This window comes from Chryseobacterium elymi, from assembly GCF_003385495.1.
Lineage (GTDB): Bacteria > Bacteroidota > Bacteroidia > Flavobacteriales > Weeksellaceae > Chryseobacterium > Chryseobacterium elymi.
This window is the reverse complement of sequence record NZ_QNUH01000002.1, coordinates 25,099-44,807: the sequence shown is the minus strand read 5'-3', so window position 1 is coordinate 44,807 and position 19,709 is coordinate 25,099. Positions and strand designations below refer to the sequence as shown.

Genomic DNA, 19,709 nt, shown 5'->3' with positions numbered 1-19,709 from the left:
AAAGAAGAAATATTTTACCAATTAATTTAAACCAAAAAACAAAATTTTATGATTTACGCAAATGCTTTTTTTACATCGGGTAATAGTTATCCTAACGAAGACCTTGTGCAGTTGGTAGATAATTACACGCACGAGGCTGTTGTTTACAAAAAAATTGGGACTGCCGTTGAGGATGGCGTCATCTACCGAAAAAAAGACAATGATTTTTATGAAAGACAATGGTCCGGATATGTCAACGTATTATGGTGGAATATCAGGGAAGCCGGAATCCTGGCACCAACAGTTACAGAGCGTATCAACAAAGCTTTGGCTCTGGGATATAATACATTCTTTGATGAAATGTCCATTGAAATTAAAGGAACGCTTTACCTTCAAGACAACCAGAAAATCCTTTCAAATAAGTGTACGATAAAACAGACCGAAGTCAAAGCAGAAATTTTTAACTGTGAGCAAAAGGAAAATATTTCCATTACAGGATTTATGTTAAAAGGAGAAGGTGTTGATTATGTTGTTAATGCCAGTTCCCGAAATGTAGGAATTCTTTGCACCCAAGCAAAAAATCTTATGATCGAGAAGAACATATTTGAAAACTTTACCTATTCTGCGGTATCAGGACTGAATGGTGTAGAGTATTTAACCTTTAGATTCAATAAAGTCAAGAATTTATTTACCAAAACATGGGCAGAAGAAATTACCGGTGGTAGAAAGGACAATATGGGGATTGTAGTAGGAGGAAAAAATATCACAATTTTTAAAAATTACTTTGAAAATTCATCACAAGGTATCTATATTGTCGAAAATTCTAATTTCGTCAGTATTTCAGATAATGACGTAGAAAATACAATCCTGGAGCATGGAATGTACCTTGATTCCGGTATTTCCAATCTTACGGTGATAGGAAACAGAGTGAGAAATACCATGAAAGTAGGGATTAAGCTTCAAAACTCGGATAATGCAGGTTATATCAGTAATAATATAGTGATCTCCAATAATATTGTTGAAAATACAAGTGTAGGCGGAGATGGTATTTTAATCAATAATACAACGCCTGGTGCTCCCCAACTTTATGCAAAAAATGTGGTAATCTCAGGAAATGTGGTGAGAAATGCGGGCCAGCATGGCATCAATGTCAGATTTGTTGACTTGGGTGTAGTTTCCAATAACGTGATCAATGGTATTAGCTATGCAGGAATTTATATTTCTGACACCAAAGGGGTGGAAATCTGTAATAATAATATCAAGACAACCCAGGAAAGTGGAATTATGATTGAAGGAAAGAATTATTTATTATCTGCCAACTTTAACACCATTGAAAATCCCGGAATGAAAAATTCAGGTTTGGAAGATCTCTTAACGGGAATTACCATACGCGGCACAAGAAATAAAGAAATCTCTGTAAGAAATAACAAGATGATAGGCAGCGGTGATGCTATGAAATATGGTATTTTTGTAGAGTTTATAGAAGATCCGGTAGTACAACAGACTTTTCAGGATACTTATGAAATTGTAGGGAACACAGTATTGAATGCTGTTACTCCATATAGATTTTTAAATACTGCTGTAGCTTTACGGCTTTTGAATAACAATTACAAAAATTTATTAACGGCTCCTGTACAGGAATCGTAAAAGAGAATATTAAAGCTTATCTTAAATAATAGAAACCTGATAAGGCTGTCTCAATGGACAGCCTTATTTATGCGATAAAGTGCGATGTGATTTTTAAAATTTAATGCAAAATTCCAAATCTGAAAACTTAGAAACAGAAGGTTTATAATCGTCTGTACTCAACTTTCCAAAGCCATATTCACAAAAAATAAAAGGCAGGCCATTGGTTTTTGCAGAATCATAATCGGTTTGCGTATCACCAATATAAACTGAATTTTCACTACTTAAATGACTCCTTTCTAAAATCAAACGGATATTCTCAGATTTAGGTTTTTTAGTCCGGCCGTAACATTCAATATCTGTAAATAAGTCGTTGAACTGGTAATAGTCTAAAAAAGCTTCAATATATCCGTCCTGGCAGTTGCTGACTATGAAAAGCTGATGATTTACCGCCAGATGGTGCAGGGTTTCTGCAACTCCGTCATACAAAATACCACCATGAAGGCGCAGAACTTTACTTTCCTGCTGTACAACCTCAGAAAGTACTTCCTTAATTTTCTGATCAGAAATTCCCGGAATGATATCTTTTAAAATGTCATCTGCCAGTAAACCCAGGTATTGGTTCATATCTTCAGGTTTCATTTCTTTTTTTATCAGCTCATGTCTCATCAGGACCTCATTCCATACTTTGATGATAGTGGCTCTGGGATCCCAAAGTGTTCCATCCAGATCGAAAATTAAATTCTTATAGCTCAATTGTATTGTTGTTTTTATTAATGTTGGTATTTTAACGGTCTTTTAAATGCATTATAAAATCATGCTCAGCTGCACTCTTTTTCTGGCTTCATCCACTTCTGTCACTCTTACACGTACATGCTGATGAAGTTTTACCACTTCATTTACATCAGAAACAAATCCGTCCTTCAGCTGGGAGATATGGACAAGGCCGCTTTCCTTGATCCCCATGTCTACAAAACAGCCGAAAGCCGTAATATTATTGACGATTCCGGGAAGAATCATTCCGGGTTTTAAATCTCTGATGCTTTTTACATTAGGATCAAATTCAAATACCTTAGCTGCTTTTCTAGGGTCTAATCCCGGTTTTTCGAGCTCTTTTAAAATATCCTTGATCCCTAAAATTCCTATTTCTTCTGTAACATAATTTTCCGGCTTTACCAAAGCTGTTTTCTCTTTGCTGGCAATCAGCTCGTTGGTTTTTATACCCAGGTCTTTGGCCATTTTTTCTACAATTCCGTAAGCTTCCGGATGCACGGCAGAATTGTCGAGTGGATTTTTCGCATTGGCAATTCTTACAAAAGCTGCAGCCTGCTGATAGGCTTTTTCTCCAAGCCTCGGAACTTTTTTAAGCTGTTTCCTGTCTTCAAAAGCACCATTCTCCGTTCGGTAATTAACAATGTTCTCCGCCATTTTCTCCCCGATCCCCGAAACATAGCTCAACAATGATTTGCTTGCTGTATTCAGATTGATTCCTACAGAATTTACACACTTCATAACTGTAGAATCAAGTTCGTTTTTCAATTGAGTTTGGTCTACATCATGCTGGTATTGCCCAACACCGATGGATTTTGCATCAATTTTAACCAGTTCTGCCAACGGATCAGCCAGTCTTCTCCCGATAGAAACCGCCCCACGCACCGTCACATCATAAGATGGAAACTCGTCTCGCGCAATTTTACTTGCAGAATATACCGATGCTCCTGCCTCCGAAACCACAAAAACCTGTAGTGGTTTATCAAATGCAATTTTCTTAATGAAAAACTCAGTTTCACGGCTTGCTGTTCCGTTTCCGATGGAAATCGCTTCAATATTGTAGGCATTCACCATAGAACGGATCTTTTTCATGGCCATTCCGCTTTCATTCTGTGGGGCGTGAGGGTAGAGGGTTTCATTATGGAGAAGATCACCTTTTTCATCAATGCAGACCACTTTACAGCCGCTTTTGTACCCCGGATCAATGGCTAAAATTCTTTTTTCGCCTAAAGGTGGCGCGAGAAGAAGCTGGCTCAGGTTTTCGGAAAATATTTCAATCGCTTTTTTGTCTGCCTTTTCTTTAGCCTCCTGCAAAGCTTCGTTAGAAATGGCAGACTCTAAAAGTCTTTTATAGCTGTCTTTAATGGCCAGGGCAATCTGATCCGAACTTTCATTATTGGATTTGATGATGGCTTTTTCGATAAAATCAATGGCCTCTTCTTTATCAATGCCTGTATTAAGTTTTACAAAACCTTCAGATTCAGCTCTGAGCATTGCCAATAGCCTGTGAGAAGGAGTCCTGTTCAGATTTTCTTCCCATTCAAAATACTGCGAAAATTTTTGAGCGTCTTCATCATCTTTTTTGACCTTGACCACTTTAGAAGTGATCACGGCCTTACGCTGGAACAGGCGGCGAAGGTTTTTACGGACGTACATGTTTTCATTAATCCATTCCGCCATGATATCTCTTGCACCCTGAAGTGCTTCTTCCTCAGATGAAACTTCATTGTTCAGGTATTGGGAAGCCAAAAACTGCAGATCATTGCTTTTCTGGCTCATAATGATCCTGGCTAAAGGTTCCAGTCCTTTTTCTTTGGCGGTATCCGCTTTCGTTTTTCTGCGTTTTTTGAAGGGCAGGTATAAATCTTCCAATTCCAGAATGTCGAAGCTTTCCTCAATTCTCTGTTTCAATTCGGATGTCAGCGCATTCTGTTCTTCAATTGATTTTAAAATGCTGTCTTTTCGCTTTATGATTTCTTCAAACTGTTTACTGATTTTAGAAATCTGTTCGATCTGAACTTCATCAAGGTTCCCGGTTTTGTCCTTTCTGTAACGGGAAATAAACGGAATCGTACAGTCTTCTGCTAATAACTGAAGGGTATTGTTGATGCTCTTTTCGGGTATATTGAGCTGTTGCTGTATAAAGGTTACGGTTGTCATTATTTTGTTTTCGGAAGGCTAAAATACTGCTTTAGAATGAAAAAAAGGCGAGTTGCCCCGCCTTGAATGTTTTCACAACGGAATAATCCTTATTGTGAATTGCTTTTCAAAATTATTAAGACAAATATAATAAAATAGATTGTAATGAAAAGTATGGAAAACCGTAATTAGCATTATTTATTTCTTCTTACATTTATGAAATTCTAATAACTGATACACATGACTAAGAGAATTTTGGGACTGGATCTTGGCGTTTCATCTATTGGTTGGGCCATTGTGGATGAAGATGTAAAAAATCCGGAAAATAATAAAATAATTAAGTTGGGAGTCCGTGTTAATCCTTTAACAGTGGATGAACAGACTAATTTTGAAAAAGGAAAACCTATTACGACTAATGCCGGGAGAACTTTAGCCAGAAGCGCAAGAAGAAATCTGCAGCGTTTTAAGTTGAGGAGAGAAAACTTATTAGATATACTCATCAAAAATAAGATTCTGAGTGAAGATGATATTTTAGCAGAGAATGGAAAAAATTCGACGTTTCAAACTCATGCATTGAGAGCTAAAGCAGCAAAGGAAAGAGTAGAACTGTATGAATTGGCGAGGGTCCTATTTCTGATTAATAAAAAAAGAGGGTATAAAAGCAGCCGGAAAGTTCAGAATGATGATGAAGGTATGGCTATTGACGGAATGGAGATTGCAAAAAAACTGTATGAAGAAGGTCTTACCCCAGGAGAATACGCTTATCAACTTCTTAAAAATGGAAAGAAAAAGATCCCGGATTTTTACAGGTCTGATCTTCAAAATGAATTTGATAGGGTCTGGAAATTTCAGAAACAGTTTTATCCTGAAGTTTTAACAGATGATTTAAAAAAAGAATTAGAAGGAAAGGGACAACGGGCTACTATTGCTGTCTTTCTGAACCGCCACAAAATCTATACTGCCGACAATAAAGGAACAAGAGAAGAAAAAAAACTCATGGCTTATGAATGGAGAAACAATGCGGTAGGTAAGCAGTTAGAAATTAAAGAAGTGGCGTATGTCATTACGGAAATCAATCATAATCTGAATAATTCCAGTGGGTACCTGGGCGCAATTAGTGACCGAAGCAAAGAACTGTATTTTAATCAGCAGACAATAGGAGAATATTTATATAATCAACTTTGCACCAATTCGCATACAAGGTTGAAAAATCAAGTGTTTTACAGACAGGATTATTTGGATGAATTCGAAAGAATATGGGAGACACAGAAAAACTTCCATCCTGTTTTAAGTGCAAGACTAAAAGATGATATCCTTGATGTTGTTATTTTTTATCAGAGAAAATTAAAATCACAAAAAGGATTAATCAGTTTCTGCGAATTCGAAAGTCGTGAGATTGAAATTAAGGATAACGGAAAAGTAAAGAGAAAAAAGGTTGGGTTAAAAGTTGCTCCCAAATCTTCACCCCTATTTCAGGAATTTAAGATCTGGCAGGTACTCAACAATATTGAAATTAAAAATGATGAAGGACGAAGACCACTTGATTGGGAAGAAAAAGAATTGCTCTTTGATGAGCTGAATATCAAAGGTAATCTTGGTTCTCAAAAAATTTTGGAGCTTATCGGGTTTAAAGCAAAAGATGTCAAGATCAATTTTAAATCGATTGAAGGGAATAGAACGAACGAAAAATTTTATGATGCTTATCTGAAAATTTTGGAGCTCGAAGGATATTCTATTTTCGAATTGTTGAAGATAAAAGAAGATAAAGAGGAAGTCAAGTTATCTGATCTGAAAGTTCCGGCTTCTGAAATAAGAGAAATGGTTAGATCTGTTTTTGAAGTTAATTATATAGATGTTTCGATCTTGGATTTTGATGCAGAAGTTTCTAATCCGGAATTTGAAAAACAGCCTTTCTATCAGCTCTGGCATTTACTGTATTCTTATGAAGCTGATGATTCAGCATCTGGAAATGAGAAACTTTATGAACTGTTGAATAAAAAATTTGGCTTCAAACGAGAACATGCTAAAATTTTATCGTCAATTACTTTTCCTCAGGAATATGGAAGCCTGAGTAGTAAGGCTATGAGAAAAATTTATCCTTACAATAAAGAAAATAAATACAGCTATGCTTGCAGTCTTGCAGGATATAATCATTCTAAGGATTCTTTAACTGCGGATGAGCTTGAAAAAAGAGTTTTAAAGGATACATTGGAAATTCTTCCAAAAAATTCTCTTAGAAATCCTGTAGTAGAGAAAATACTTAATCAGATGATCAACGTTGTCAATGCCGTGATTGCTGAATATGGAAAGCCTGATGAAGTTAGAATAGAGCTGGCAAGAGAATTAAAAAAGAATGCAGAAGAAAGAGCTGAAATGAATAAAAGCATCAATGATGCCACACTTCTTCATCAAAAATATGCTGAAATCTTAAAAAAAGAATTTAACGTTACCAGTCCATCGCGAAATGATATTATCAGGTACAAACTTTATCTTGAGCTTTCGAACAATGGATTTAAAGATCTATATACCAATACCAAAATTGAAAAAGAAAATTTATTTACAAACAAATATGATATAGACCATATTATTCCCCAATCAAGATTTTTTGATGATAGTTTTTCCAATAAAGTGCTTGTTCCAAGACAGGCCAATTTAGAGAAAGCAAACCTCACAGCGTATGACTTTATTTCCGGTAAAGGAAAAGATAGGGAGGAACATTTTCTTAATATGATTAAGGAATTATTTAATAATAAAGATATTTCCAAAGCTAAGTATGAAAAGCTACAGAAAAAAGGGGCAGAAATCGGAGAAGGGTTTATAGAAAGAGATTTACGCGATACCCAATATATAGCTAAAAAAGCAAGAGAAATTCTCTTTGGAATTACCAATTCTGTGGTTTCTACTTCAGGAAATATTACCGACAAACTTCGTGAAGACTGGAATCTTATAAATACGATGAAAGAACTTAATCTCGAAAAATTCAGAAAGCTAGGATTAACGGAGATGGTCATCAACTCGAAAGGTGAAGAAAAAGAGGTCATTAAGGACTGGACAAAACGAAATGATCATCGTCATCATGCAATGGATGCATTAACTGTTGCCTTTACCACTCGTAATCATATTCAGTACCTGAATTATCTAAACGCCAGAAAAGATGAAAAGCATAAAGAGCATCATCATATCTATGCCATCGAAAATCTTATTACAGAAATAGTTGAAAAGAAGAATGGTTCTCAATCAAGAAAATTTAAATCTCCAATTGCTGGTTTTCGTAAAGAAGCCAAAAAACATCTTGAAGAAGTACTGATTTCACATAAAGCCAAAAATAAAGTAGTCACCTCTAATGTTAATAAAATTAAGAAAAAAGGAGGAATAATAAAAAAGACAGAACTTACACCGAGAGGGCAGCTTCATAAGGAAACTATTTATGGAACGGCTAAGATTTTACAGACGAAAGAGGAAAAAGTATCAGCTAAATTTGATTATAAAACCATTCTGAAAGTACAAAATAAGGAGTATAGGAATGCACTTTTGCAAAGACTTGAAAAGAATGACAATGATCCTAAAAAAGCATTTGCAGGGAAAAATGGGATACTTAAAAATCCTGTTTATATAAGTGATGACAAAAAGGGGACCGTACCTGAACAAGTGATTCTTGCATGGTATGATACTGTGTATACCATCAGAAAATCTGTTAATCCTGAAAATTTTAAAGACTATAAGAATTTAGAAAAAATTATAGACCAGGGTACTAGAGAACTTTTGAAAAAGAGGCTGGATGAATTTAATGGAAATGCAAAAGAAGCCTTTTCCAATTTAGATAAAAATCCAATCTGGTTCAATCAGGAAAAGGGAATTTCAATTAAAACAGTGAGCATTACAGGTGTTAGTAATGCAGAGTCTTTACATTTTAAAAAAGATCATTTTGGAAATGAAATACTGGATGACAATGGAAATAGGATTTCTGTGGATTTTGTAAGTACAGGGAATAATCATCATTTAGCTGTTTATCTTGATGCAGAAGAAAACCTCGATGATAGGATGGTATCATTTTATGAAGCTGTCGAAAGGGTCAATCAAAATCAACCTGTGATAGATAAAAATTATAATAATGAGAAAGGATATAGTTTGTTATTTACATTAAAGCAGAATGAAATGTTTCTTTTTCCAAATAAAGATTTTGTTCCAAATGAAATAGATCTGTTTGACGAGAAAAATGCAGCGGTCATTTCTAAAAATTTGTTCAGAGTTCAGAAAATTTCAAAAGTTAGTTACGGAAACTCTTTTATTAGAGATTTTGTATTTAGACATCATTTGGAAACGACTGTTGAAGAAAGAAAAGAATTACGAAATATTACTTATGTACAATTGAAAAGTCTTGAAGGTTTAAGGAATATAGTAAAAGTAAGATTGAATCACCTTGGGAAAATTGTTCAGGTTGGAGAATATTGAAAAGTGAAAAAATGATAACCCGTTCCATTTATATGGGCAATCCACCTGCCTAATCAGTAATCCATGAAAAAATATGTTTATGAAATGTAAAAACGAAAACAAAAAAAGTTTAGGAAATATTATAGAAATCGGAGAATACTAAGAACTAAAATTATGTCCAAAGCCGCCCTTAAAAAAGAACTTTCTAGCCTTACCAAAGAGCAATTGGTAGAGCAGATTCTTGATTTGTATGATAATAACAAAGCTGTAAAAGAGTTTTATACTTTTTACTTGAATCCCAAAAACGAAAAAGAATTAGTAGATAAATATAAAAAACTGATCCGAAAAGAATTTAACGTAGAAAATCCGATGCGAAGTACAGAAAAGTTTTCGGTTGCAAAACGTGCTATCACTGATTTTAAAAACTTGCAACCCTCACCAGAATCTTTGGCAGATGTGATGCTCTACTTACCTGAAAGTGCCTGTGAACTTACCGCGTTATATGGAGATTATTCCGAACAATTTTACAATTCGTCTTATAACAACTATAAATCGGCGCTCGAATTTTTAAAGAAACACCATTTACTAAAGCAATTTCAAAATAGAGCCATGCAATGTGTTGAATGGGCTTCTTCTTGTGGTTATGGTTTTGCAGATGATATTGCGGATATTTATTATCAGTATTACGAAGAATAAATTTATAGAAAAACTAAAGCTATGATTACCCGCTCCATCTACATCGGCAATCCCGCTTATCTCAAGCTCAAAGACGAACAAATGTATATTATGGAACCTTCTTCCAACGAGATGAAAGGCAAAGTTCCAGTGGAGGATTTAGGCTTGCTGATGTTGGATCATTTTCAAATTACTATTTCCCATCAGCTGATTCAAAGAATGATGGGAAATAATGTGGTCGTGGTAAGCTGTGATGCCCATCATCTTCCTCATGGTATTATGTTGCCGCTGTATGGACATACAGAACATTCAGATCGCATAAAAGATCAGCTTGATGCCAGTGAACCACTTAAAAAGCAGCTATGGAAGCAAACGGTAGAATGTAAAATAGAAAATCAGAAAGAGGTTCTTTTAAAATTAGGTAATTATTATGAGCCTATGCTTGAATATCAGCGAAATGTAAAAAGTGGAGATATTACGAATATGGAAGGAATTGCGGCACAACATTACTGGAAATATCTCATTAGCCTGGATTTTTTAAGACAACGTTTTGGAGATTCTCCTAACCAGTTTTTTAATTTTGGATATGCAGTTTTAAGAAGTATAGTTGCCAGAGCATTGGTGGAAACGGGATTGCTGCCCGTGTTGGGGATTTTTCATAAAAATAAATATAACCCATATTGTCTTGCAGATGATATAATGGAGCCATATCGCCCATTTGTAGATTTCCTCGTGATGCAATGGCTTATACAAAATCCGGATTCCGAGGATCTCACAAAAGAGTTTAAAGCTCACCTATTGAAAATTGCAACAGTGGATGTCTTGATTGATGATAAGAAGAGACCATTATTGGTGGCAGTGAAAACGACTGCTTCCTCGCTTTATAAATGTTATACGGGAGAAAAACGTCTGATTTCTTATCCTGAATTCTTATGAATGCCGAAAGGTTTAATGCATACCGGATTATGTGGGTGTTAGTACTGTATGATTTACCAACCGAAACCAAAGCGAATATGCGTGATGCTAATTTGTTTAGAAAACGGTTGCTGGATGACGGATTTACGTTGTTTCAGTTTTCGATGTATGTAAGACATTGTCCAAGTCGGGAAAATGCCAAAGTCCATATCAAAAGAGTTAAAAATATGTTGCCTAAAGCAGGTAAGGTAGCCATCATGTCTATTACAGATAAGCAATTTGGAGATATTGAGATTTTCTTTGCCAGGAATAGAGAAGAACCTCCGCCGACCTTCCAACAACTCGAATTATTCTAGTTTTTTAAATCCTAAATAATAATAAAATCCATTGATAATCAATGGATTAAATTTTGAAGCTGTGACTAATCACGAAGATAATAATTTTTGAAAGCAATTCACAACCGTGACGGGAAAAGCTTCGAAAGTTAATAAGCTGTGACTAATCACGAAGATAATAATTTTTGAAAGCAATTCACAACACATAATCAATTCAGAAAGCTTACTAAGAAGCTGTGACTAATCACGAAGATAATAATTTTTGAAAGCAATTCACAACCCCAATACACAATAAAATGTAGTGAGGAATGCTGTGACTAATCACGAAGATAATAATTTTTGAAAGCAATTCACAACCCTAACAAGATTATAATCATCCATAAGATCGCTGTGACTAATCACGAAGATAATAATTTTTGAAAGCAATTCACAACGGCTTTGGTATCTGCTCAGAACAGAGAGAGGCTGTGACTAATCACGAAGATAATAATTTTTGAAAGCAATTCACAACTCCGTCCCACCATTTGAATGGTACTATCTCGCTGTGACTAATCACGAAGATAATAATTTTTGAAAGCAATTCACAACGAGATTGGAATAGTTATGCGATTGCTGGATGCTGTGACTAATCACGAAGATAATAATTTTTGAAAGCAATTCACAACCTGGAATGGCATTTCAACGTCTTCAACCTTGCTGTGACTAATCACGAAGATAATAATTTTTGAAAGCAATTCACAACTGACAACAAATAACGAACTATGGAGTATTGGCTGTGACTAATCACGAAGATAATAATTTTTGAAAGCAATTCACAACATACTATGGAAAGTCAATCATCATGGATATGCTGTGACTAATCACGAAGATAATAATTTTTGAAAGCAATTCACAACGCCAAGGTATCTGTTGCTGTCCAATTGGCTGCTGTGACTAATCACGAAGATAATAATTTTTGAAAGCAATTCACAACTACTAAAGACTTATTAGCTGCATAACTCTTGCTGTGACTAATCACGAAGATAATAATTTTTGAAAGCAATTCACAACTAAAGATCCAGGAGATTACGATGGAACACCGCTGTGACTAATCACGAAGATAATAATTTTTGAAAGCAATTCACAACAGTGCATTAGGCTTTGACCAGTCCACAGCTGCTGTGACTAATCACGAAGATAATAATTTTTGAAAGCAATTCACAACTACAATGACAATGGAAGCTTTTTGTAAGGTGCTGTGACTAATCACGAAGATAATAATTTTTGAAAGCAATTCACAACGGAACTGCTGTTTTCGCCAACTGTTCAGCAGCTGTGACTAATCACGAAGATAATAATTTTTGAAAGCAATTCACAACGTAGTAATTTGATTTACGCGAAGCACTTTGGCTGTGACTAATCACGAAGATAATAATTTTTGAAAGCAATTCACAACCGAAATCATTAACCCGGCAGCGCCAAAAATGCTGTGACTAATCACGAAGATAATAATTTTTGAAAGCAATTCACAACGGGTCTATTGAGGTTTTAGATTACGTTCCTGCTGTGACTAATCACGAAGATAATAATTTTTGAAAGCAATTCACAACTTTGAGTCTACAATTAAGAATCTGAGACAGGCTGTGACTAATCACGAAGATAATAATTTTTGAAAGCAATTCACAACGGAAAAAGCAATGATCCTGCACGGATCCAAGCTGTGACTAATCACGAAGATAATAATTTTTGAAAGCAATTCACAACTATGGAGTTAAGCGGCTTCAACGTGGTGGCGCTGTGACTAATCACGAAGATAATAATTTTTGAAAGCAATTCACAACTACAGGACACTATTACCAAATTTCTAAACAGCTGTGACTAATCACGAAGATAATAATTTTTGAAAGCAATTCACAACACGGTTATTATTTCCCCATCATTAATTTTAGCTGTGACTAATCACGAAGATAATAATTTTTGAAAGCAATTCACAACGCATCTACGAAGTCTAAAAACAGATCCAGTGCTGTGACTAATCACGAAGATAATAATTTTTGAAAGCAATTCACAACGCTGGCTTCCATATTGGCAAATATACATAAGCTGTGACTAATCACGAAGATAATAATTTTTGAAAGCAATTCACAACATGTTGCATTTCTGATATTAAATCAGCTATGCTGTGACTAATCACGAAGATAATAATTTTTGAAAGCAATTCACAACCGGAGGAGTATAAGGTTTATTTATATTCTGGCTGTGACTAATCACGAAGATAATAATTTTTGAAAGCAATTCACAACGATTGTATGTCCTGTATTGATGGGTTCCCGGCTGTGACTAATCACGAAGATAATAATTTTTGAAAGCAATTCACAACATCAAATACTAAAGGCTTAACAGGTACATGGCTGTGACTAATCACGAAGATAATAATTTTTGAAAGCAATTCACAACAGATTTGAAGAATGTAAATTCTGTGGCAAGGCTGTGACTAATCACGAAGATAATAATTTTTGAAAGCAATTCACAACTTCATGGACAGACTTAAAGCTGATAAAAGCGCTGTGACTAATCACGAAGATAATAATTTTTGAAAGCAATTCACAACATCACGGTTGTTTATCTTTGCGAAAGAATGGCTGTGACTAATCACGAAGATAATAATTTTTGAAAGCAATTCACAACACCAAGACAGTAAAGAAATCCCCTTCTGGAGCTGTGACTAATCACGAAGATAATAATTTTTGAAAGCAATTCACAACTCCCAGTTATCACCCATTACCTGGAATTTCGCTGTGACTAATCACGAAGATAATAATTTTTGAAAGCAATTCACAACTATGCCTACAATGCTCCCAGATGAATTAGCGCTGTGATTAATCACGAAGATAATAATTTTAGACTGACAAAGTAGGCAATTTTACTGTGGAGGGAAATATTTTGGATATCCTTTTTCAACTGTTTCATTTTTACAATAGCCAATAAAAAAGAAATTTTTATTTTCTTGATGTATGTTAAGATGATAATTGATATGGTTTTTCTATTTTTGGAACTTGAAATTAAGATTTTAATTAAATTTTTTTAATACAAATAAACAATATGAAAAAACTTAGTGTAATTGCATTGGTAGGAATAGGATTACTTGCAGCATCATGTACGAAAGAAAAGTCAGCAGATATTGCAACAGAGCAGACAGTGGCAGAAAGTAAAGGAGAAGTGTTAGCAGTTGATGTTGCTACTTCTGTAGTAAACTGGAAAGCTTTCCACAAAGGAGGTATGGCTCCTCGTTGGGGAACACTTAGTGTAAAATCAGGAGATTTAAGCGTTGAAGAAGGTCAGCTTACTGCTGGAAACTTTGTAATCGATATGAATTCTATTAAAGTAGATCCGGCTTCAGTAACAGAAAAAGATAAAAAACCAGCAGATCTTGAAGCTCACTTAAAAAATCCTGATTTCTTTGATACAGCAAAGAACCCAACTTCAGATTTTAAAATTACAAGCGTGGCAGATCTTAAAGAAGCACCTGCAGATGCAGTAGCCGGAGCAAACAAAACAGTAAGCGGAAACCTTACGTTATCAGGAAAAACAATGAACGTAACTTTCCCTGCTAAAGTAGATGTTACCGAAGGTTCAGCTTCTGTTCAGGCTAAATTTACAGTAAACAGAGCAGATTGGGGAATCAAATTCGGTACTTCAGAAGCAGATCCGGCAGAATGGATGATCAGCAAAGACATCGAAATTGCTGTTGATGTAAAAGCTAAAAAATAATTTGTTGATACAAATACTTAGGCTGCTTTCTTAGGAAGGCAGCTTTTTTTGTTGCGAGCGATGCACTCGAAGCCATTGCTCAATTCACTACTTTTGCACTATGATTATGATATACATTCTGCTGATAATAAATTTTATTACTTTCATTATTTTTAGCTGGGACAAAAGACTTTCAATTAAACATAGAAGGAGAATTCCTGAGACTACACTTTTAGGAGCAGCTTTTATAGGAGGAACTATAGGAGGAATTTTAGGTATGTTTATTTTCAGGCATAAAGTTTCAAAAAAATCATTTTTGCTGAAATTTGGCGCAATAATTTTAATTCAGATCTTATGTATTTATTTTTCAGAAAAATATTGGTAAGGTCAATCATTAAAACCCAATGGTAGATTCTTAATCTTCAATTTAAATATATTTATAAAATATTCAATTTTAAAGCTTTAACGGGGCAGAGCAGTGAACATGCTCATTATGAATTTGTTAATTAATCTATATTCTTGCTCATTATTCATTAAAAAACACTATTTTTGCACCCGTAAAAATCATTCATGCAAAACATTAGAAATATTGCGATTATCGCACACGTTGACCACGGGAAGACGACTTTGGTTGACAAGATTATTCATGCTACAAACATTTTCAGAGAAAATCAGGAAAGTGGAGAATTAATAATGGATAACAATGACCTTGAAAGAGAAAGAGGTATTACGATCTTATCCAAAAATATTTCTGTTACCTATAAAGACACTAAAATTAATGTAATTGATACACCTGGTCACGCCGATTTCGGTGGTGAGGTAGAAAGAGTTTTAAAAATGGCAGACGGGGTAATCCTATTGGTTGATGCCTTTGAAGGACCGATGCCTCAGACGAGATTTGTACTTCAAAAAGCATTGGAATTAGGACTTAGACCTTTAGTGGTTATCAATAAAGTAGATAAGCCAAACTGTCGTCCTGAAGAAGTTCATGACCAGGTATTTGACTTATTCTTCAATCTTGAGGCTACTGAAGAGCAATTGGATTTCCCAACGTTCTACGGTTCTTCCAAGCAAGGTTGGTTCAACACTTCATTGGAGCAGACTGAAGATATTCTTCCATTATTGGATGGTATCCTGCAATATGTTCCTGAACCTAAAGTAGAAGAAGGAACGTTGCAGATGCAGATCGTTTCTCTTGACTTTTCTTCTTTCTTAGGAAGAATCGCAATTGGAAAAGTGATCAGAGGAGAGATCAAAGAATCTCAGTGGATCGGACTTGCTCAGGCAGACGGTAAAGTTCTGAAAGGAAAAGTAAAAGAACTATACGTTTTTGAAGGTTTAGGAAAGAAAAAAGTCTCAGAAGTAAAAGCAGGAGATATCTGTGCTGTTGTAGGTTTTGATGCTTTCCAGATCGGTGATTCATTCGTAGATCTTGAAAATCCGGAACCATTGCCAAGAACAGCCATTGATGAGCCTACATTGAACATGACGTTCTCTATCAACAACTCACCTTTCTTCGGTAAAGACGGTAAATATGTAACTTCTAACCACCTGAAAGAAAGATTAACAAAAGAATTAGAGAAAAACTTAGCATTAAGAGTTCAGCAGACTGATGATGCCAATACATTCCTTGTTTTCGGTAGAGGTATTCTTCACTTGTCAGTTTTAATTGAAACCATGAGAAGAGAAGGTTACGAAATGACAATTGGCCAGCCACAGGTTATCCTTAGAGAAATCGATGGAGAAAAATGTGAGCCTTATGAGTCTTTGGTCGTTGATGTTCCGGAGGAATTTGCTTCAAGAGTAATCGACTTGGCTACTCAGAGAAAAGGTGACCTTCACATTATGGAAACTAAAGGAGAAATGCAACATATGGAATTCGAAATTCCTTCAAGAGGTTTAATCGGATTGCGTTCTCAGATGTTGACTGCTACTGCTGGTGAAGCTATTATGGCGCACCGTTTCACAGAATATAAGCCCTTCAAAGGTGCTATTCCTGGAAGAAACAATGGAGTACTGATCAGCAAAACTCAAGGTCCTGCCACAGAATATTCTATCGCTAAATTACAGGACAGAGGTAAATTCTTCGTGGATCCGGGCGAGGAAATCTATGCAGGTATGATCATCGGTGAACAAAATAAGCCTGGAGATTTGGTAGTAAACATTGTAGAAGCAAAACAGCTGAACAATATGAGAGCTTCCGGAAAAGATAAAGATACTGGTGTTGCACCGAAAATTTTATTCTCACTGGAAGAATGTATGGAATACATCCAGGGTGATGAAGCGATTGAGGTAACTCCTAACTTCATCAGAATGAGAAAGAAAATCCTTTCTGAAGAAGAAAGAAAAAGAATGGACAGATCAGCGAAAGCATAAGAAATTCTTATATATACTAGAAAAGCCTCGAATTTTTCGGGGCTTTCTTATGAGACTATGTCTTAAAATGTTTATTTTGGCATAATAATCTCTTAGAAAAGAATAAATTTAAAGTAGTTTGCAGACGATGAGAATGAATATTATAAAGCTTACCGTTTTGGCCGGAGTTTTTGCATCATATACCAGCTGCTCAGTACAGACCAGTACTGTAAAAACAGCACCAGCAAAAAATACGGCAAAGCCTAACAGCAATACCATAAAACCTAAAGATCCGGTTACCACAGCAAAACCTATAACAGCAGTACCTCCTGCTGATGAAAACTTCAGAACCGCTCTTCCGGAGGTTAAAAGAGAATTCCGCGGAGCCTGGATTGCTAGTGTAGCCAATATCAACTGGCCTTCAAGAAATAATTTAACGATTGATCAGCAGAAAGCAGAAGCCATAAGTATGCTTGATATGTTGAAAGACAATAATTTCAATGCAGCGATATTCCAGATCAGGCCTTCTGCGGATGCGTTGTATACAAGTAATATAGAACCATGGTCATACTTTCTGACCGGACAGACCGGAATAGCGCCATATCCGAATTATGATCCTCTTCAGTTCTGGATTGAAGAAGCACATAAAAGAGGCTTGGAACTTCATGTATGGTTGAACCCTTACCGTGCCCATCACTCAAACGGTGGTGCTGTAAACAGTCTGTCTATGGCGAGCAAACTTTCCGATATTGTTGTAAGATTAAAGAACGGAATGTATTGGTTCGATCCTGCCAATCCCAAAACGCAGGGGCATGTTTCCAATGTGGTAAAAGATATTGTGAAAAGATATGACATTGATGCCATACATTTTGATGATTATTTCTATCCTTACGCAACCTACAACAGGGGAGCAGACTTTCCCGATAATGCAACCTGGAACGAATATCAGAGGAACGGTGGAACATTATCCAGAGCAGATTGGAGAAGAGATAACGTCAATAGATTTGTGGAAAGAATTTACAAAGAAATCCATGCTGAGAAAGACTATGTAAGATTTGGAATCAGTCCGTTCGGAATCTGGAAACCCGGATACCCTGCAGGAATCGTAGGATCTTCTCAATATGATGAACTATATGCTGATGCAAAATTATGGCTGAATAAAGGCTGGGTAGATTATTTCTCTCCACAGCTGTACTGGCCGATTGATTCAAAAGGTCAGGGGTTTGAAGCACTTTTGAATTGGTGGAAATCCGAAAATACAATGAACCGCCATCTTTGGCCGGGCCTTAACACCGTTGAGATCAAAGTATCGGATCGCCCTACGGAAATTAAGAATCAGATTGAAATTTCCAGACAGGTTCTTAAGAACAATGCCGGAGAAATTCATTGGAGCATTGCAGGATTAACCAGAAATGCAGGCATGCTGCCTACTTTAAAAAACGGACCTTACAGCGAAAAAGCATTAGTTCCGAAAACGCCATGGATAAAGGCAGTTCCATTACAGACTCCGACTTTATTTACAACCGATAATGGAAGTTTTGTACAAACGAACTGGAGTACTAAAAATATCGGAAATGTCTTCCAATGGGTACTTTTTACCCAGTACAACGGAGTTTGGGAAACGGAAATCTTTACATTGGATACCCTTTCAAAAGACATTCCTAAATCTAAAGAGGGTAAAAGATTGAATGCAGTTGCAATAAAAGCAGTAGACAGACTTGGAAATGAAAGTGATTATATAGCTAAAAAGATAAAATAGATGTTTTGAAGAAAAAGAGTTTGAAGGAATAGAAAAAGGTAGAGGGACTGAAGTTGCAAAAAGATCTCTAGCTTTCATCAAAAATAATAAAACCAGTTCAGAAAAGGACTGGTTTTTATTTTAGAATAACTATAAATTATTCATTTAAATTAATGTAATTCAGTTATTTGTAAATAAGATTTAAATTGACAATGAAAAAAATAAAACCCTATCGGAATCATTTTTGCATATTATTTTCATAATCACAAAAATATAACATTATGAATACCAACAGACTTTCCCCAACCATTGAAAAAGCATTGAGCGATCAGATGAATAAAGAAATTCACGCATCACACGTTTTTCTATCGTATGGGATCTGGGCAGATGATAAAGGATACCAGGGTATTGCCAACTTCCTTTACAGACATGCGCAGGAAGAAAGAAATCATTCTATTAAATTTATGGAATACGTACTGAATAGAGGTGGAAAGCCAAAAGTAGACGCTATTCCGGCTCCTCCGGCCGATCCTGAATCTTTGACAGCCTGCTTTGACGGTGTCTTTAAACATGAAGTTGACAATACTACAGCAATTTACAGGATTGTAGATATGGCGCTAGAAGAAAAAGATTGGGCTACATGGAATTTTATGCAGTGGTTTGTACAGGAACAGATAGAAGAAGAAACACTCGCTTCCAACCTGATTGATAAATTGAAAATTGCAGGTGGTGACCGTGCTACAGACGAGTCTTTGTTTACCTTAGATAAAACATTACAGGAAGCACCGAATGATGTCCCACTGGCTCAGGACGCCACAGGAGATAATCCATAAAGACCAATTGATGGACAAACAAATTATTGAAAATCTGCCTAAACCCTGGCAGATTTTTTTATTATGAAACTCCCTTTAAATTCACTATCTTTGCAGGCTGAAAGTTCAGTGGTTCGGAGTATGAATTTAAACATCAGAATTCCAGCCTGAACTTTAAATAGCATCATTGAATATTAAACTTTG

General features: G+C 35.7%; 12 protein-coding genes and 1 CRISPR repeat array. Of the genes, 10 read left to right on the top strand and 2 right to left on the bottom strand.

Annotation, left to right across the window (positions count from 1 at the left end):
- Window positions 1–48: 48 nt before the first annotated feature.
- Entirely contained in the window at window positions 49–1,626 is a 1,578-nt protein-coding gene (locus tag DRF60_RS02600) for a right-handed parallel beta-helix repeat-containing protein (protein WP_116010577.1), read from the top strand.
- Between the two features lie 93 nt (window positions 1,627–1,719).
- Here the strand turns inward: DRF60_RS02600 and DRF60_RS02595 are convergent, their stop codons facing one another.
- Window positions 1,720–2,361 carry an HAD family hydrolase gene (locus DRF60_RS02595; protein WP_157967919.1) on the bottom strand — a complete coding sequence of 214 codons (642 nt, stop codon included), beginning with the start codon at window positions 2,359–2,361 and terminating at the stop codon, window positions 1,720–1,722.
- A gap of 51 nt (window positions 2,362–2,412) precedes the next feature.
- Window positions 2,413–4,536, bottom strand: a complete 2,124-nt coding sequence (locus DRF60_RS02590; RefSeq protein ID WP_116010575.1) for a Tex family protein — start codon at window positions 4,534–4,536, stop codon at window positions 2,413–2,415.
- A gap of 219 nt (window positions 4,537–4,755) precedes the next feature.
- Here DRF60_RS02590 and cas9 point away from each other — a divergent pair, with 219 nt between their 5' ends.
- From cas9 to DRF60_RS02545, 9 genes are all read left to right on the top strand, one after another.
- Window positions 4,756–8,967 carry a type II CRISPR RNA-guided endonuclease Cas9 gene (gene cas9, locus DRF60_RS02585; protein ID WP_116010574.1) on the top strand — a complete coding sequence of 1,404 codons (4,212 nt, stop codon included), beginning with the start codon at window positions 4,756–4,758 and terminating at the stop codon, window positions 8,965–8,967.
- A 153-nt stretch (window positions 8,968–9,120) separates the two neighbouring features.
- Window positions 9,121–9,642, top strand: a complete 522-nt coding sequence (locus DRF60_RS02580) for a DUF6155 family protein (protein WP_116010573.1) — start codon at window positions 9,121–9,123, stop codon at window positions 9,640–9,642.
- 21 nt (window positions 9,643–9,663) lie between these two features.
- On the top strand, window positions 9,664–10,557 hold the full coding sequence (gene cas1 / locus DRF60_RS02575; protein WP_116010572.1) for a type II CRISPR-associated endonuclease Cas1: 894 nt from the start codon (window positions 9,664–9,666) through the stop codon (window positions 10,555–10,557).
- The gene (cas2, locus tag DRF60_RS02570) at window positions 10,554–10,892 is read left to right on the top strand and encodes a CRISPR-associated endonuclease Cas2 (RefSeq protein WP_116010571.1); all 339 of its coding nucleotides are present in this window, start codon (window positions 10,554–10,556) and stop codon (window positions 10,890–10,892) included. The genes cas1 and cas2 overlap by 4 nt, the downstream gene beginning before the upstream one ends.
- Window positions 10,893–10,950: 58 nt before the next feature.
- Window positions 10,951–13,692: a CRISPR direct-repeat array (repeat unit 47 nt; unit sequence GCTGTGACTAATCACGAAGATAATAATTTTTGAAAGCAATTCACAAC).
- 260 nt (window positions 13,693–13,952) lie between these two features.
- Entirely contained in the window at window positions 13,953–14,621 is a 669-nt protein-coding gene (locus DRF60_RS02565; protein ID WP_116010570.1) for a YceI family protein, read from the top strand.
- Between the two features lie 100 nt (window positions 14,622–14,721).
- Window positions 14,722–14,985, top strand: coding sequence for a DUF1294 domain-containing protein (locus DRF60_RS02560; RefSeq protein ID WP_317125811.1), 264 nt, complete (start codon window positions 14,722–14,724; stop codon window positions 14,983–14,985).
- Between the two features lie 185 nt (window positions 14,986–15,170).
- Window positions 15,171–16,976 (top strand): translational GTPase TypA, encoded by a 1,806-nt coding sequence (gene typA, locus DRF60_RS02555; protein ID WP_116010569.1) that lies wholly within the window; start codon window positions 15,171–15,173, stop codon window positions 16,974–16,976.
- 133 nt (window positions 16,977–17,109) lie between these two features.
- The gene (locus DRF60_RS02550) at window positions 17,110–18,714 is read left to right on the top strand and encodes a glycoside hydrolase family 10 protein (RefSeq protein ID WP_238639976.1); all 1,605 of its coding nucleotides are present in this window, start codon (window positions 17,110–17,112) and stop codon (window positions 18,712–18,714) included.
- A gap of 260 nt (window positions 18,715–18,974) precedes the next feature.
- Window positions 18,975–19,526 carry a ferritin gene (locus DRF60_RS02545; protein WP_116010567.1) on the top strand — a complete coding sequence of 184 codons (552 nt, stop codon included), beginning with the start codon at window positions 18,975–18,977 and terminating at the stop codon, window positions 19,524–19,526.
- Window positions 19,527–19,709 lie beyond the last annotated feature (183 nt).